This is a genomic window from Kribbella sp. NPDC104740 (genome assembly GCF_055583505.1).
Genome location: NZ_JBVJNV010000005.1, coordinates 261,053 through 275,372 on the forward strand (window position 1 = coordinate 261,053; position 14,320 = coordinate 275,372).

12 protein-coding genes are annotated in these 14,320 nt (G+C 70.3%); 9 read left to right on the forward strand and 3 right to left on the reverse strand.

Going from position 1 to position 14,320, the window contains the following annotated elements:
- Positions 1-22: 22 nt before the first annotated feature.
- Both ACZ6Z4_RS26850 and ACZ6Z4_RS26855 read right to left on the reverse strand, forming a co-directional pair.
- A complete protein-coding gene (locus tag ACZ6Z4_RS26850) occupies positions 23-679 on the reverse strand; it encodes a nucleotidyltransferase domain-containing protein (protein WP_465569731.1) in 657 nt (218 codons plus the stop codon).
- A gap of 53 nt (positions 680-732) precedes the next feature.
- Positions 733-1,461 (reverse strand): GntR family transcriptional regulator, encoded by a 729-nt coding sequence (locus ACZ6Z4_RS26855; protein ID WP_465569733.1) that lies wholly within the window; start codon positions 1,459-1,461, stop codon positions 733-735.
- An 89-nt stretch (positions 1,462-1,550) separates the two neighbouring features.
- Between ACZ6Z4_RS26855 and ACZ6Z4_RS26860 the strand changes: the two genes are divergently transcribed.
- Positions 1,551-2,693 carry an FAD-dependent oxidoreductase gene (locus ACZ6Z4_RS26860; protein WP_465569735.1) on the forward strand — a complete coding sequence of 381 codons (1,143 nt, stop codon included), beginning with the start codon at positions 1,551-1,553 and terminating at the stop codon, positions 2,691-2,693.
- Here ACZ6Z4_RS26860 and ACZ6Z4_RS26865 read toward each other — a convergent pair.
- Positions 2,690-3,355 carry a Type 1 glutamine amidotransferase-like domain-containing protein gene (locus tag ACZ6Z4_RS26865; protein ID WP_465569737.1) on the reverse strand — a complete coding sequence of 222 codons (666 nt, stop codon included), beginning with the start codon at positions 3,353-3,355 and terminating at the stop codon, positions 2,690-2,692. The two genes, ACZ6Z4_RS26860 and ACZ6Z4_RS26865, sit on opposite strands and share 4 nt — an antisense overlap.
- Before the next feature lie 116 nt (positions 3,356-3,471).
- On the opposite strand from ACZ6Z4_RS26865, the gene ACZ6Z4_RS26870 reads away from it, so the two are divergent.
- From ACZ6Z4_RS26870 to ACZ6Z4_RS26905, 8 genes are read left to right on the forward strand one after another with little or no spacing between them, the layout of a single operon-like run.
- Positions 3,472-4,260 (forward strand): TIGR03084 family metal-binding protein, encoded by a 789-nt coding sequence (locus ACZ6Z4_RS26870; RefSeq protein ID WP_465569739.1) that lies wholly within the window; start codon positions 3,472-3,474, stop codon positions 4,258-4,260.
- A complete protein-coding gene (locus ACZ6Z4_RS26875; protein WP_465569740.1) occupies positions 4,257-5,999 on the forward strand; it encodes an acyclic terpene utilization AtuA family protein in 1,743 nt (580 codons plus the stop codon). Before ACZ6Z4_RS26870 ends, ACZ6Z4_RS26875 begins: the two co-directional genes overlap by 4 nt.
- Positions 5,996-7,111: an acyl-CoA dehydrogenase family protein gene (locus ACZ6Z4_RS26880; RefSeq protein WP_465569742.1), complete on the forward strand. Its 1,116-nt coding sequence runs from the start codon at positions 5,996-5,998 to the stop codon at positions 7,109-7,111. Before ACZ6Z4_RS26875 ends, ACZ6Z4_RS26880 begins: the two co-directional genes overlap by 4 nt.
- Positions 7,108-8,661 (forward strand): acyl-CoA carboxylase subunit beta, encoded by a 1,554-nt coding sequence (locus ACZ6Z4_RS26885; RefSeq protein ID WP_465569745.1) that lies wholly within the window; start codon positions 7,108-7,110, stop codon positions 8,659-8,661. The genes ACZ6Z4_RS26880 and ACZ6Z4_RS26885 overlap by 4 nt, the downstream gene beginning before the upstream one ends.
- Positions 8,661-10,601 carry an acetyl/propionyl/methylcrotonyl-CoA carboxylase subunit alpha gene (locus tag ACZ6Z4_RS26890; protein ID WP_465569748.1) on the forward strand — a complete coding sequence of 647 codons (1,941 nt, stop codon included), beginning with the start codon at positions 8,661-8,663 and terminating at the stop codon, positions 10,599-10,601. The genes ACZ6Z4_RS26885 and ACZ6Z4_RS26890 overlap by 1 nt, the downstream gene beginning before the upstream one ends.
- A complete protein-coding gene (locus ACZ6Z4_RS26895; RefSeq protein WP_465569750.1) occupies positions 10,598-11,755 on the forward strand; it encodes an acyl-CoA dehydrogenase family protein in 1,158 nt (385 codons plus the stop codon). Before ACZ6Z4_RS26890 ends, ACZ6Z4_RS26895 begins: the two co-directional genes overlap by 4 nt.
- Before the next feature lie 42 nt (positions 11,756-11,797).
- Positions 11,798-13,363: an AMP-binding protein gene (locus ACZ6Z4_RS26900; RefSeq protein ID WP_465569753.1), complete on the forward strand. Its 1,566-nt coding sequence runs from the start codon at positions 11,798-11,800 to the stop codon at positions 13,361-13,363.
- On the forward strand, positions 13,356-13,958 hold the full coding sequence (locus tag ACZ6Z4_RS26905; protein WP_363676753.1) for a TetR/AcrR family transcriptional regulator: 603 nt from the start codon (positions 13,356-13,358) through the stop codon (positions 13,956-13,958). Before ACZ6Z4_RS26900 ends, ACZ6Z4_RS26905 begins: the two co-directional genes overlap by 8 nt.
- Positions 13,959-14,320: the final 362 nt, after the last annotated feature.

Consider the following 14,320-nt stretch of genomic DNA (forward strand, 5'->3'; position numbering starts at 1 on the left):
GTGACGGTCCACCGGGTCAGGCTTACCGGGATGTCGAGTAGAGCAGCTCGCGGGTGGTGTGCAGGCGGCTCAGCACGGTGGTCAGGTCCGGCCCGAACACGGTCACCGACTCGTCGCACCAGCGGTCCACGATCGGTTCGTTGCCGGTGACATGGACCGTCAGCTCGGTCAGGTCGAGCTCGTAGAACTGGGCCGCGTTCCCGGTCATGTCGACGACGGTGCGGAGCAGGCTCGCGGCCTGCTGCTCCCACAGATCGTTGTCGGCAGCAACGTCGTCGGGCCGGATCAGCAGCACGTCGACGTCGCTGTCCAGGTCACCGTCGCCGCGCGCGGCCGCGCCGTACAGGCCGGCATGGACCGGGGGCAGGGTCCACGTGGCCAGCTCGGCGCGGAGGCTGGTGACGAACGTCGTGCGCAGCCCGGACAGCAGCTCGACGGCCTGGGCAGCGAGGTGCTTGCGGTTGAGGGTGTAGAGCAACGAGTTGCCCGCCTCGGCGACGTGCACCAGCCCGGTCGAGGTCAGCCGCTGCAGCACCAGCCGGACCCCGGCGACACTGCCGACGCCCGCGAGCCCGTGCACCTGACGCCCGGACAGCCCACGTTCGGCCCCCGCGAGCACCTGCAGCACGGCACCGTCCAGCGACGGTACGACGGTTCCGATCGGCCTGCCGAAGTCCATAGTTCTGTGACTGTAGTGACTATTGTGATCAATCGCCTACTTTCCGTGACGACTCAAACACCTCGGACGGTCGGCGTCATCCGGAGCTCGGCGGTGAACGCGTAGCAGTCGCCGCGGTAGACGGCCGAGGTGTAGCCGAAGACCCGCTCGTGGCGGTCGAGCCCGACGCTGCGCGCGGCCAGGCACGGCTGGGTCGGCGGGATGCCGAGCCACCCAGCGGTCTGTACGTCGGGCAGCACCGGCTCGAGCGTCGAAGTACCGCTGACCAGCTCGATCCCGTACCGGGAGGTGAGCAGCTCGTACAGCGAGCCGTCCAGGTCCTCGGCCTCCAGACCGGGGACGTAGCTGCTCGGGACCGTGGTCTGCTCGACCACCACCGGCTGGTCGTCGGCGAGCCGGAGCCGGGTGAAGGAGAGCACCGGGTCGCCGACCGGGATGCCGAGCCGGCGGGCCGCCGCCCGGGACGCCTGCTCGGACCGGAACTCCAGCGTCCGGCTGCCCGGTGTCATCCCGCGCCGGCGCAGGTCCGCGGAGAAGCCGGTCATGCCGAGCCACTTCGCGACCTTCGGCCGGGTCGTGTAGGTGCCGCTGCCGTGCCGGCGGACCAGCAGGTCCTCGATCACCAGGTCGTCGACCGCGCGCCGCAGCGTCATCCGGGCGACGTTCCAGCGGACCGCCAGCTCGCGCTCGGCCGGCAGCGCGGCGCCCTGCGGCAGCGAGTCGATCAGCGTGAGCAGCAGCGCCCGGATCTCGGCGGCCTTGCCCGGTAGCGAACTGTGCATTCGTCCTGGCTACCAGCCGGATCGGCGATTCGGTAGCAATTGCACGATGTTGCAATGGAGCGGACCGGTCGCGACGTAACCTGCCCAGAATGAGCAGCGGGCAGCAGAGTTCCTCGGCCATCGTCGTCGGCGCCGGGATCGGCGGGCTGACCGCGGCGATCGCGCTGCGGCGGATCGGCTGGTCGGTGACCGTGCTCGAGCGGGCGCCGATCATCGCCGAGGTCGGCGCCGGGCTGACGCTGTGGCCGAACGCGCTCAGCGCGCTGGCAGCTCTCGATCTCGATCAGAAGGTCGAGGCGCGGGGCGTACGAACGGTGTCGCGCGGCAACCTTCGGACGCCGCGCGGGCGCTGGGTGCGGCGCAGCCGTCCCGAGGACGTCGGGGTGCTCGCGGTGCATCGGGCCGAGCTGCACGCCGTACTGCGGAGCATGCTGCCGGAGTCGGCGCTGCACACCGATGCCGAGGTGCTGTCTGTGGACGGACCCACGGTGGTGTGCCGATGTGCGGGTGAGGAGCATGAACTGTCGGCCGACCTCGTGGTCGCGGCGGACGGGGTCAACAGCCTGGTACGTCGTACCGTCTGGTCGGGCTCGGCGGTCTTCCAGGGCCGGACCGCTTGGCGAGGCGTGACACCGAGCGGGTCGGTGTGGCCGGTCGAGGAGTCGCTGACACTCGGCCGTGGCATCCAGGCGGGCGTGCTGCCGCTGCCGGACGAGCGGGTCTACTGGTTCGTCACCGCCAACGCGGCCGAGGCGAACCGCGAGTACGCCGACGAGCAGGCCGAGGTCCTGCGCCGGGTCGGTGGGTGGCACGACCCGATCCCGGCACTGATCCGCGCGACCCCGCCCGACCAGGTGCTGCACAACGACCTCGTGGACCTCGACCCGCTGGACACGTTCGTGAAGGATCGCGTCGTCCTGCTTGGCGACGCCGCGCACGCGATGACGCCGGACCTCGGCCAGGGCGCCTGCCAGGCGATCGAAGACGCCGTCGTCCTGGCGGCGTCACTGGCCGACAGCGAGCTCGACTCCGGGCTCGCGGCGTACGACCGAGTACGCCGGGCGCGGGTGCAGCCGATGGCCACGGCGGCGCGCGCGTCGGTCAAGCGCAACTCCGGCACCGGTCGCGCGACGCACCTCGCGATGACACTGGCCGCGCGCCTGGTCCCGCCGGCCAAGTGGCGCGCGATGACCGCGCAGTGGTCGGACTGGCAGGCGCCGAAACTCCCCTAGGCGTCGAACAGGCGCCAGTTGCCCTCGGAGACGACCTCGACCTTTCCGTCGACCACCTTCAGCGCGGTCTGGTTGTCGATCGCGTACGCGGGAATCGGCAGGGTGGCGGCCCAGGCCTCGGCGCCGGCCATCGTGTTGTCCATGCCCGGGTAGTCCAGGTGCGGGTAGATCGCGAAGTCGACCAGGCCGAGGGTGCTGTCGTCGGCGCCGCCGGGCGGAGTCCAGTCGACGAAGTCGGCGCCGATCCGGGGCGCCGTCACCATGCTGCCGGCGCTCAGGCCGACGTACACGGCCTTCAGCGTCGGGAGCAGCTCGGCCAGGCCGGACTGCTGCATCCAGTAGTGCAGGAAGAGCGGGTCGCCGCCGCCGACCAGCAGCACGTCGGCCTCCTGCACCTTCGGGACCCACAGCTCCCGGTCGATGCTGGGCAGCGCGGTGAGCTCCAGCACGCCGACGGACTTCCAGCCCAGCTCGGTCATCGGCGCCCGCGGCTCCCGGCCGCTGATCGTCTTGTACGCCATCTCGGGACCGATCGGTTTGGGGTAGATCGCGGTCGGCACGAAGAGCGCGGCCGACTCGGCGATCGGCCGGTCGAGCAGCTCGACCAGTGCGTCGGTGATGCTCTGGTTGATGATGCCCGAGTCCGTGAGCAGAAGTTTCATGGCGGCCCGTCCCAGGTCGGTCGTCGTCCGGCCTCGCGAGCCTAGCCCTCGGCATGGACCATTCCAGCAAAACAAGCACCCTTGATTCTTTTTGGTCCGGATGGGACGCTCGGGCGATGGACCTGGACGAGGTACTGGCCGATCTGTGGGCGGAGAACGCCGAGCTGGACATGCTGGTGGCCGGGCTGGCCACCGACGGGTGGGCGACGCCGACACCGGCCGAGGGGTGGTCGGTGGCGCACCAGATCGCCCACCTGGCCTGGACCGACGAGGCGGCGCTGAGCGCGATCACCGACCAGAACGCGTTCCAGGAGACGCTGCGGAAGGCCGCGTCCGACCCGGCCGGGTACGTCGACAAGGGCGCGGCCGAGGGCGCCGCGCTGCCGGCCGACCAGCTGCTGCCGTACTGGCGAGAGACCCGGGCCGAGCTGGCCGAGGCGCTGAAGTCGGTGCCGAACGGGCAGAAGATCGCGTGGTTCGGGCCGCCGATGAGTGCGACCTCGATGGTGACCGCACGGCTGATGGAGACCTGGGCGCACGGGCAGGACGTGCACGACGGGCTCGGGATCAGCCGGCAGCCGTCGAGCCGGTTGCGGCACGTCGCGCACCTCGCCGTACGGACGCGGGACTTCTCCTACCTGCTGCACGACCGGAAGCCGCCGAGCGAGCCGTTCCACGTGGAACTGTCGGGGCCGGACGGGCAGGTCTGGACGTACGGCGATGCTGCTGCCGAGCAGCGGGTGAGTGGGCCGGCGCTCGACTTCTGTCTGCTGGCGACGCAGCGGCGGCACCGGGACGACCTGGCGGTCGAGGCGGTCGGTACGGACGCCGAGGAGTGGCTGGGGATCATCCAGGCGTTCGCCGGAATGCCGGGCAAGGGACGCGTCGCGGGGCAGTTCGGATGACGGGACCCGTGCGGATCGGGAACGCGTCGGGGTTCTACGGCGACCGGTTCAGCGCGTTCCACGAGATGGTGACGGGCGGGCCGCTGGACTACGTGACCGGGGACTACCTGGCCGAGCTGACGATGCTGATCCTCGGGCGGGACCGGCTGAAGGATCCTTCGCTGGGCTACGCGCGGACGTTCCTCAAGCAGCTGGAGAGCGGGCTGGGTGAGGCGCTCGATCGTGGGGTGAGGGTGGTCAGCAACGCGGGTGGGTTGAATCCCGCGGGGCTGGCGGACGCGGTGCAGGGCCTGGCCGACAAGCTGGGGCTGCACCCGAAGATCGCGTACGTCGAGGGAGACGATCTGCTCGCGCGCGCAGGAGAGCTCGCGCTCGGCGGTGCCGGGGACGGGCTGGGCGGCCCCCTGACCGCCAACGCTTATCTCGGGGCCTGGGGGATTGCCGAAGCGCTGCGCTCGGGTGCGGACGTCGTGGTGACTGGGCGGGTGACCGACGCCTCGGTGATCGTCGGGCCCGCGGCCGCGCACCACGGCTGGCGGCCCGACCAGTACGACGAGCTCGCGGGCGCCGTCGTCGCCGGGCACGTGATCGAGTGCGGCTGCCAGGCGACCGGAGGCAACTACGCGTTCTTCCACGAGCTGCGCGACCTCGACCGCCCCGGCTTCCCGATCGCCGAGATCCACGCCGACGGGTCGAGCGTGATAACCAAGCACGACGACACCGGCGGCGCGGTCACGATCGACACCGTCAAGGCGCAGCTGCTCTACGAGATCACCGGCGCCCGGTACGCCGGGCCGGACGTGACGACGCGGCTCGACACGATCGAGCTGACCGACGACGGCATCGACCGGATCCGGATCAGCGGCGTGCAGGGCGAGCCGCCTCCGCCGACGTACAAGGTGTCGCTGAACAGCCTCGGCGGGTTCCGCAACGAGGTCGACTTCGTGCTGACCGGGCTGGAGCTGGAGGCGAAGTCGGAGCTGGTGCAGCGGCAGCTCGAACGCGGGCTGACCCGGAAGCCGGCCGAGCTGAAGTGGTCGCTGACCTGGACCGAGCAGCCGAACGCCACGAGCGAGGAGCTCGCGAGCGTGCTGCTCAAGTGCGTCGTCAAGGACCCGGACCCGAAGGTGGTCGGGCGGGCGTTCTCGAGCGCGGCGGTCGAGCTGGCGCTGGCGAGCTACCCGGGCTTCCACGTGACGCGGCCGCCGGAGGACGGTTCGCCGTACGGGGTTTTCACGGCGGGGTACGTCGACGTCGGTGAGGTCGAGCACGTGGTGGTGCTACCGGACGGGACGCGGCGGGTGATCGCTGCCGCTGCGGAGACGCAGGTGCTGGAGCCGGTCGACGATGCGGCGCTGCCGATGCCGTTGCCGCAGCTGGTCGCCGCAGGAAGGCCGGCGCGGTCGCTGACGCGTGAGGTGCCGCTCGGGCGGGTGGTCGGCGCGCGCAGCGGCGACAAGGGCGGGGACGCGAACGTCGGGGTGTGGGTGCGGAACGAGACGGCGTGGCGCTGGCTCGCGCACACGCTGACGATCGGGTTGTTCAAGGAGCTGCTGCCGGAGACCGAGGATCTGCGGGTCACACGGTACGTGCTGCCGAACCTGTGGGCGCTGAACTTCGTCGTCGAGGGTCTGCTCGGCGAGGGCGTGGCGTCGCAGGCGCGGTTCGATCCGCAGGCGAAGGCGGTCGGTGAGTGGCTGCGGTCGCGCTATGTGGATGTGCCGGAGGTCTTGCTGTGAACGACTTCCGGTCGAGCGTACGGCGGTTCATGGCCGCGGAGGTGCTGCCGTCGCTCGACGACTGGGAGCGGGCGGGTGAGCTGCCGCGCGAGCTGCACAAGAAGGCCGGCGCGTTGGGACTGCTCGGGGTCGGCTTCCCGGAGTCGGTCGGTGGCGGCGGCGGTTCGCTGCGCGATGCGATCGACGTGGTGGAGGAGATGCACTACAGCGGCGGCTCCGGCGGGCTGGTCGCCTCGCTGCTGACCTGCGGGATCGCCGTGCCGCATATTGTTGCTTCTGGCAATCAAGAGCAGATCGACCGGTGGGTACGGCCGACGCTGGCCGGGGAGCTGATCGGTGCGCTGGCGATCACCGAGCCCGACGGCGGGTCGGACGTCGCGTCGTTGCGGACGACGGCCCGGCGCGACGGTGACCACTACGTGGTGAACGGGTCGAAGACCTACATCACCTCCGGGTGCAGGGCCGATTTCGTCACGGTCGCCGTGCGGACCGGCGGGCCCGGCGCGCACGGGATCTCCTTGCTGGTGGTCGAACGCGGTGGTTACACGGTCTCGCGCAAGCTGGAGAAGATGGGCTGGCTGTGCTCGGACACGGCCGAGCTGTCGTTCAGCGACGTACGGGTTCCGGTCGAGAACCTGGTCGGCGCGGAGGGCAGTGGGTTCGTCCAGCTCGCGCAGAACTTCGTCGCCGAGCGGCTGACGCTCGCCGTCCAGGCGTACGCCGGTGCGCAGCGCGCGCTCGACCTGACCGTCGCGTGGTGCCGGGCGCGGAAGACGTTCGACCGGCCGCTGATCTCGCGGCAGACCGTGCAGTTCACGCTGACCGAGATGGCGCGGCGGGTCGACGTCGCGCGGGTCTACGTGCACGACGTCGTACGGCGGGCCGCTCTGGGTGAGGACGTGACCGCGGAGGTCTGCTTCGCGAAGAACACCGCGGTCGAGGCCGGGCAGTGGGTCTGCGACCAGGCGCTGCAACTGCACGGCGGGCTCGGCTACATGCGCGAGTCCGAGGTCGAACGCCAGTACCGGGACCAGAAGATCCTGGCCATCGGCGGCGGCACGACCGAGATCATGACCGGCCTGGCCGCGAGGAGACTGGGGTTCACCGCATGAGCAACCGTGAGGCGATGCTGGACAAGCTCGCCGCTCTGGACGTCGAGCATCAGAAGGCGCTGGCCGGTGGAGGCGAGAAGTACGTCGCCCGCCACCACAAGCGCGGCAAGCTGCTCGCCCGGGAGCGGATCGAGCTGCTGCTCGACCCGGACTCGGCGTTCCTGGAGCTGTCGCCGCTGGCCGGCTGGGGGTCCGACTTCACCGTCGGCGCGAGCCTGGTGACCGGGATCGGCGTCGTCGAGGGTGTCGAGTGCCTGATCACGGCGAACGATCCGACGGTGAAGGGCGGCGCGAGCAACCCGTGGACGCTGCGCAAAGCACTGCGGGCCGACGAGATCGCGCGGGCGAACCGGCTGCCGGTGATCAGCCTGGTCGAGTCCGGCGGCGCGGACCTGCCGACCCAGAAGGAGATCTTCATCCCGGGCGGCGCGATGTTCCGCAACCTGACCCGGCTGTCGGCCGAGGGGATCCCGACGATCGCGCTGGTCTTCGGCAACTCGACCGCGGGCGGCGCCTACATCCCCGGGATGAGCGACTACGTGGTGATGGTCGACGGCGGCGCCAAGGTGTTCCTGGCCGGGCCACCGCTGGTGAAGATGGCGACCGGTGAGGACGCCGACGACGAGTCGCTCGGTGGTGCGGCGATGCACGCGCGGACCTCGGGACTGGCCGACTACTTCGCCGTGGACGAGCCGGACGCGATCCGGCTCGGGCGGCAGATCGTCTCCCGGCTGAACTGGAAGAAGCTCGGGCCGGCGCCTGCGCCGTCGTACGCAACGCCGATGTACGACGAGGACGAGTTGCTCGACATCGTGCCGGGGGACCTGAAGGTTCCGTTCGATCCACGGGACGTGATCGCGCGGGTGGTCGACGGGTCGGTGTTCGACGAGTTCAAGCCACTGTACGGGTCCTCGCTGGCGACCGGGTGGGCGTCGGTGCACGGCTACCCGGTCGGGATCCTGGCCAACGCGCGCGGAGTGCTGTTCTCCGAGGAGTCGCAGAAGGCGGCGCAGTTCATCCAGCTCGCCAACAAGTCGTCGACACCGCTGATCTTCCTGCACAACACGACCGGGTACATGGTCGGGCAGGAGTACGAGCAGGGCGGCATCATCAAGCACGGCGCACAGATGATCAACGCGGTCTCCAACTCCGCGGTGCCGCACATCTCGGTGCTGATGGGCGCGTCGTACGGCGCCGGGCACTACGGGATGTGCGGGCGGGCCTTCGATCCACGCTTCCTGTTCGCCTGGCCGTCGGCGAAGTCGGCGGTGATGGGACCGCAGCAGCTCGCGGGCGTGCTGTCGATCGTCGCCCGGGCCGCCTCCGAGGCGAAGGGGCAGCCGTACGACGAGGACGGTGACGCCGCGATGCGCGCGTACGTCGAGGGGCAGATCGAGGCCGAGTCGCTGCCGATGTTCCTGTCCGGGCGGCTGTACGACGACGGCGTGATCGATCCGCGGGACACCCGGACCGTGCTCGGCCTGTGCCTGTCCGCCATTCACTCGGCACCGGTGGAGGGCACGTCCTCCTTCGGCGTCTTCAGGATGTGATGACGATGATCAGCTCGGTACTGGTGGCCAACCGCGGGGAGATCGCGCGGCGGGTCTTTCGGACGGCTCGCTCCTTGGGGCTCTCCACTGTCGCAGTGCACTCGTCGGTTGATGCTTCGGCGCCTTACGTGGCGGAGGCGGATGCTTCGGTGCTGCTGCCCGGCGCTTCTGCTTCCGACACGTACTTGCGGGGAGAGTTGGTGATCGCTGCCGCGGTGGCTGCCGGGGCGGACGCGGTGCATCCGGGGTACGGGTTCCTGTCGGAGAACGCCGCGTTCGCGGCGGCGGTGGTCGAGGCCGGGCTGACCTGGATCGGGCCGCCGGTGGACGCGATCGCGGCGATGGGGTCGAAGGTCGAGGCGAAGAAGCTGATGGCGGCGGCCGGCGTACCGGTGCTTGCTGAACTGTCCGCGGTGGAGGCCTCGGATCTGCCGGTGCTGGTGAAGGCGTCGGCCGGTGGTGGTGGGCGTGGGATGCGGGTCGTGCGCCGGCTGGAGGATCTCGATCGGGAGATCGAGGCTGCTTCGGCGGAGGCGCTGTCGGCGTTTGGCGACGGGACGGTTTTCTGCGAGCGGTACCTGGCGACCGGGCGGCACATCGAGGTGCAGGTGCTGGCGGATACGTTCGGGACCGTCTGGGCGGTGGGTGAGCGGGAGTGCTCGATCCAGCGGCGGCATCAGAAGGTGGTCGAGGAGTCGCCGTCGCCGTTGGTGGAGCGGGTGCCGGGGATGCGGGACGCGCTGTTCGAGGCGGCGCGGAAGGCTGCTGAGGCGATCGGGTACGTCGGGGCGGGGACGGTTGAGTTCCTGGCGGACGAGAGCGGGAAGTTCTACTTCCTCGAGATGAACACGCGGTTGCAGGTCGAGCACCCGGTCACGGAATCGGTCACGGGGTTGGATCTGGTGGCGCTGCAGTTGTCGATCGCCGCAGGTGAGGCGTTGCCTGCTGAACCGCCTGCTTCGGTGGGGCACTCGATCGAGGTGCGGTTGTACGCCGAGGATCCGGCTCAGGATTGGCAGCCGCAGACCGGTCGCGTGCACAGATTTGTACTTCCGGGGAATGAGTTCACCGCTGGTGGTCCGCGCAGTGGGTTGCCGTGGATTCGGGTGGACTCGGGCGTGGTGGACGGCTCGGAGGTTTCGCCGTACTACGACTCGATGCTCGCCAAGGTGATCGTGTGGGCGCCAACCCGGGAAGTGGCTGCCCGGCGGTTGGCCTCCGCGCTGGCTTCGGCGGAGATCCACGGCGTGGTGACCAACCGGGAGCTGCTGGTCTGGGTGTTGCGGCATCCGGCGTTCGTTGCCGGGGACACCGATACCGGGTTCTTCGACCAGCACGGAGTCGGCGCTGAGAAGCAGGACGTGGAGTTGGCTGCGCTGGCGGCCGCGTTGGCTGATGCGGCGCGGAACCGGGCGGCGGCGAGGGTGCAGGGGCGGTTGCCGAGTGGGTGGCGGAACCTGGCGTCGCAGCCGCAGCGGAAGTCGTACGCGGTGGGCGAGGCGACGTACGAGGTGTCGTACCGGGTGACGCGCGACGGGCTGGTGACCGACGGGGACGTGACGCTGGTCGAGGCGTCGAGTGAGCTCGTGGTGCTGGAGGTCGGCGGCGTCCGGCGGCGGTTCGAGGTCGCGGCGTACCCGGGGCTGGTGTGCGTGGGACCGGTGCAGCTGAGGCCGGTGGAGCGGTTCGCGGATCCGGCGGACCAGCTGTCGGTCGGGTCGCTGGTGGCGCCGATGCCGGGGTCGGTGATCCGGGTCGCGGTGGAGGTCGGTGACGAGGTGAAGCAGGGGCAGCCGCTGCTCTGGCTGGAGGCGATGAAGATGGAGCACACCATCGCCGCGCCGGCCGACGGCGTGGTCGCCGAGCTGAACGTCGCGAAGGGTGAGCAGGTCGAGGTCGGGGCCGTTCTGGCCGTCGTACGAGCTGGGGAGGACGCATGAGTTTCGTCGAGACGGAGGAGCGCCGGGCGCTGCGGGCGGCGGTGAGCGAGCTCGGGCACAAGTACGGCTACGCCTGGTTCACCGAGAAGGCCCGCAGCGGTGGACAGACGACCGAGCTGTGGCAGGAGGCCGGCAAGCTCGGCTACCTCGGCGTGAACCTGCCCGAGGAGTACGGCGGGGGCGGCGGCGGGATGGCCGACCTGTCGATCGTCCTGGAGGAGCTCGGTGCGGCCGGGTGCCCGCTGCTGATGATGGTCGTCTCGCCCGCGATCTGCGGCACGGTGATCAGCCGGTTCGGGACCGACGCGCAGAAGCAGCGCTGGCTGCCGGGGCTGGCCGACGGCTCGACCACGATGGCGTTCGCGATCACCGAGCCCGACGCCGGGTCGAACTCGCACAACATCACGACGACGGCCCGGCGTACGGACGACGGCTGGTCGCTGTCGGGCCGCAAGGTCTACATCTCCGGCCTCGACGTCGCGCAGGCCGTGCTGGTCGTCGGCCGCACCGAGGACGCGAAGACCGGGCGGCTCAAGCCGGCGCTGTTCATCGTCCCGACCGACGCCGCCGGGGTCGAGTTCCGCCAGATCGAGATGGACCTGATCAGCCCGGACAAGCAGTTCTCCCTGTTCCTGGACGATGTCACGCTGCCCGCGGAGGCGCTGGTCGGTTCCGAGGACGCGGCGCTGCTGCAGCTCTTCGCCGGGCTCAACCCGGAGCGCATCATGGCCTCGGCGTTCGCGATCGGGATCGGCCGGCACGCGCTCGGCAAGGCCGTTGCCTACGTCAAGGACCGGCAGGTCTGGAAGACGCCGATCGGCGCTCACCAGGGGATCTCGCACCCGCTGGCCCAGATCAAGATCGAGCTGGAGCTGGCCCGGCTGATGATGCAGAAGGCCGCCGCCCTGTACGACGCGGGCGAGGACCTGGCCGCCGGCGAGGCCGCGAACATGGCCAAGTACGCCGCCGGCGAGGCTTGCGTGCGCTCGACCGACCAGGCCGTCCAGTCGCTCGGCGGCAACGGCATGACCGTCGAGTACGGCGTCGCGTCGCTGGTCGCGGCGGCCCGGGCGACCCGGATCGCGCCGGTCAGCCGGGAGATGATCCTGAACTTCGTCGCGCAGCACTCGCTGGGCCTACCCAAGTCGTACTGAGTCCGCCACAGTCGTGCTCCACAGCTTCGGAAAGGACCGCCCATGGTGATCAACAGCGAGTTCCCGCCGGTCGAGGTGCTCGACGTCCCGATCCACGAGGCCGTGCTCGGCCGCGCCCAGGAGTACGGCGCCCGGGCCGCGCTGGTGGACGGCGTCACCGGGAAGGAGATCAGCTACGCGCAGCTGGACGCGATGAGCGGCCGGGTCGCGGCCGGGCTCGCCGAGCTCGGCATCGTCAAGGGTGACGTGATCGCGCTGCACAGCCCGAACACGATCCTCTACCCGGTCGCCTTCTACGGCGCGACCCGCGCGGGCGCGACGGTGACCACGGTGAACGCGCTCTACACCGCCGACGAGCTGCACAAGCAACTGGTCGACTCGAAGGCCAAGTTGCTGGTGACGATCTCGCTGTTCCTCCCGCTGGCCACGGCCGCGGTCGAAGGCACCGACGTCCGGGAGATCATCGTCTGCGACCAGGCCGAGGGCTACCGGTCGCTGACCGAGCTGCTGCACTCGACCGGCCCGGTGCCGGTCGTCGACATCAACCCTGCCGAGGACGTCGCCGTCCTGCCCTACTCCAGCGGTACGACGGGCGCCGCCAAGGGCGTGATGCTGACCCACCGGAACATCGCGACCAACATCTCCCAGGCGCAGGCGACGTTCACGATGGGCGAGGACGAGCGGATCATCGCGATCCTGCCGTTCTTCCACATCTACGGGCTGAGCGTGCTGATGAACCTGCCGCTGCGGGCCGGCGCGACCGTGGTGGTGCTGCCGAAGTTCGACCTGCAGCAGTTCCTGACCACGCTCGACGAGCAGAAGATCACCCGCGCGTTCGTGGCGCCGCCGATCGTGCTCGCGCTGGCCAAGCACCCGGCGGTCGACGGGGTCGACCTGTCCGCGCTGCGGTACGTGACGTCGGCCGCGGCGCCGCTCGACGGCGACCTGGCCGAGGCGTGCGCGAAGCGCCTCGGGCTGCACGCCGTACTGCAGGCGTACGGGATGACGGAGCTGTCCCCGGGGACGCACGCCGTACCGCAGGACGCTGTCGACCCGCCGGCCGGCGCGGTGGGCAAGCTGTTCCCGTCGACCGAGATGCGGCTGGTCGGTGCTGACGGCAACGATGTTGGTGACGAGGAGACCGGCGAGATCTGGATCCGCGGGCCGCAGGTGATGAAGGGGTACCTCGGGCGGCAGGCGGAGACCGACGCGACGATCGATCCCGACGGCTGGCTGCACACGGGCGACATCGGGCGCGTCGACGAGCGGGGCTATCTGTACGTCGTCGACCGGGTCAAGGAGCTGATCAAGTACCACGGCTACCAGGTGCCGCCCGCGGAGCTGGAGGCGGTGCTGCTGACCGACACGCGGATCGCGGACGCGGCGGTGATCGGGGTGAATGCCGACGGCAACGAGGTGCCGAAGGCGTTCGTGGTCCCGATGCCGGGCAGTGGGCTGACCGAGCAGGACGTGATCGACTACGTCGCCGAGCGGGTGGCGCCGTACAAGAAGGTGCGCCAGGTCGAGTTCATCGAGGCGGTCCCGAAGGCGGCCTCCGGCAAGATCCTGCGCCGCGAACTGAGAGCACGGGAGGCGACAGGTGGCTGACCCGCTGCGCGCGCCGCAGCAGGACCGGAGCCGGGCGACCCGACAGAAGCTCCTGGAGGCTTCGGTCGAGTCGCTGGCCCAGGTCGGGTACGCCGCGACGACGGTCGCCGTCGTCGCGGCACGCGCCGGGGTGTCGCGGGGAGCCGCTCAGCATCATTTCCCGACGCGCGCGGATCTGTTCGAGGCGGCGGTGGAGTACATGACCGAGGTCCGCCTCGCGGAGATCCGCTCCCAGGCCGCTGCCCTACCGGTCGGCGCCGGCCGCACCGAGGCGATCGTCGGCATGCTCGCGGACGTCTACACCGGCCCACTGTTCCGCGCCGCTCTACACCTGTGGGTCGCCGCATCGACTGAGGAGCCGCTCCGGCGACAGATCGTCCGCCTGGAGGCCCATGTCGGCCGGCAGGCGCACCGCGCGCTGCTGGAGGTCCTCGACGTGAGCGAGAAGACGCCGGGCGTCCGGGAGACCGTGCAGGGAGTCCTGGACATGGCCCGCGGCCTCGGCCTGGCCGACCTGCTGACGGACGACGGCAGGCGCCGCCGGGGAATCGTCCGCCAGTGGTCGAAGATCCTGGACCAGGCCTTGGCTGGTTGAGCGCTGCTGTCAGACCGCGAAGTCAGGCCTTCTGCCCCGGCCACGTAGTTGTCTCTGAGGACTGCAACATCGACGAATTCATGCGCCTGAGGTTTCGGATAGCCGTGTACAGACCGCGGGGCGAAGTCGTCCGACCATGCTCTGGCACTGCCCGGCGGGGCTTCACGGAAGTGTCCGCTGCCCCACGGGGTCTGGATGCTGCCCCACACCCACGGGTGCAGTGTGGACGCGTCGAGGTTCGGAGCGTCGACGCCCAGGTTTGCCTTCAACTCGTCCTCACCCTCAGCTGCGAGTTGCTGGACGAGCGCCTGGCGATGGCCAAGTCTGGCTCGAGGAACCTCAGCCACAGACAACCGGTATCT

Coding starts and splice junctions, on each gene's coding strand:
- ACZ6Z4_RS26850 (WP_465569731.1), bottom strand. CDS start 679: ATGGACTTCGGCAGGCCGATCGGAACCGTCGTACCGTCGCTGGACGGT.
- ACZ6Z4_RS26890 (WP_465569748.1), top strand. CDS start 8,661: ATGACGATGATCAGCTCGGTACTGGTGGCCAACCGCGGGGAGATCGCG.
- ACZ6Z4_RS26885 (WP_465569745.1), top strand. CDS start 7,108: ATGAGCAACCGTGAGGCGATGCTGGACAAGCTCGCCGCTCTGGACGTC.
- ACZ6Z4_RS26900 (WP_465569753.1), top strand. CDS start 11,798: ATGGTGATCAACAGCGAGTTCCCGCCGGTCGAGGTGCTCGACGTCCCG.
- ACZ6Z4_RS26855 (WP_465569733.1), bottom strand. CDS start 1,461: ATGCACAGTTCGCTACCGGGCAAGGCCGCCGAGATCCGGGCGCTGCTG.
- ACZ6Z4_RS26870 (WP_465569739.1), top strand. CDS start 3,472: ATGGACCTGGACGAGGTACTGGCCGATCTGTGGGCGGAGAACGCCGAG.
- ACZ6Z4_RS26875 (WP_465569740.1), top strand. CDS start 4,257: ATGACGGGACCCGTGCGGATCGGGAACGCGTCGGGGTTCTACGGCGAC.
- ACZ6Z4_RS26860 (WP_465569735.1), top strand. CDS start 1,551: ATGAGCAGCGGGCAGCAGAGTTCCTCGGCCATCGTCGTCGGCGCCGGG.
- ACZ6Z4_RS26865 (WP_465569737.1), bottom strand. CDS start 3,355: ATGAAACTTCTGCTCACGGACTCGGGCATCATCAACCAGAGCATCACC.
- ACZ6Z4_RS26895 (WP_465569750.1), top strand. CDS start 10,598: ATGAGTTTCGTCGAGACGGAGGAGCGCCGGGCGCTGCGGGCGGCGGTG.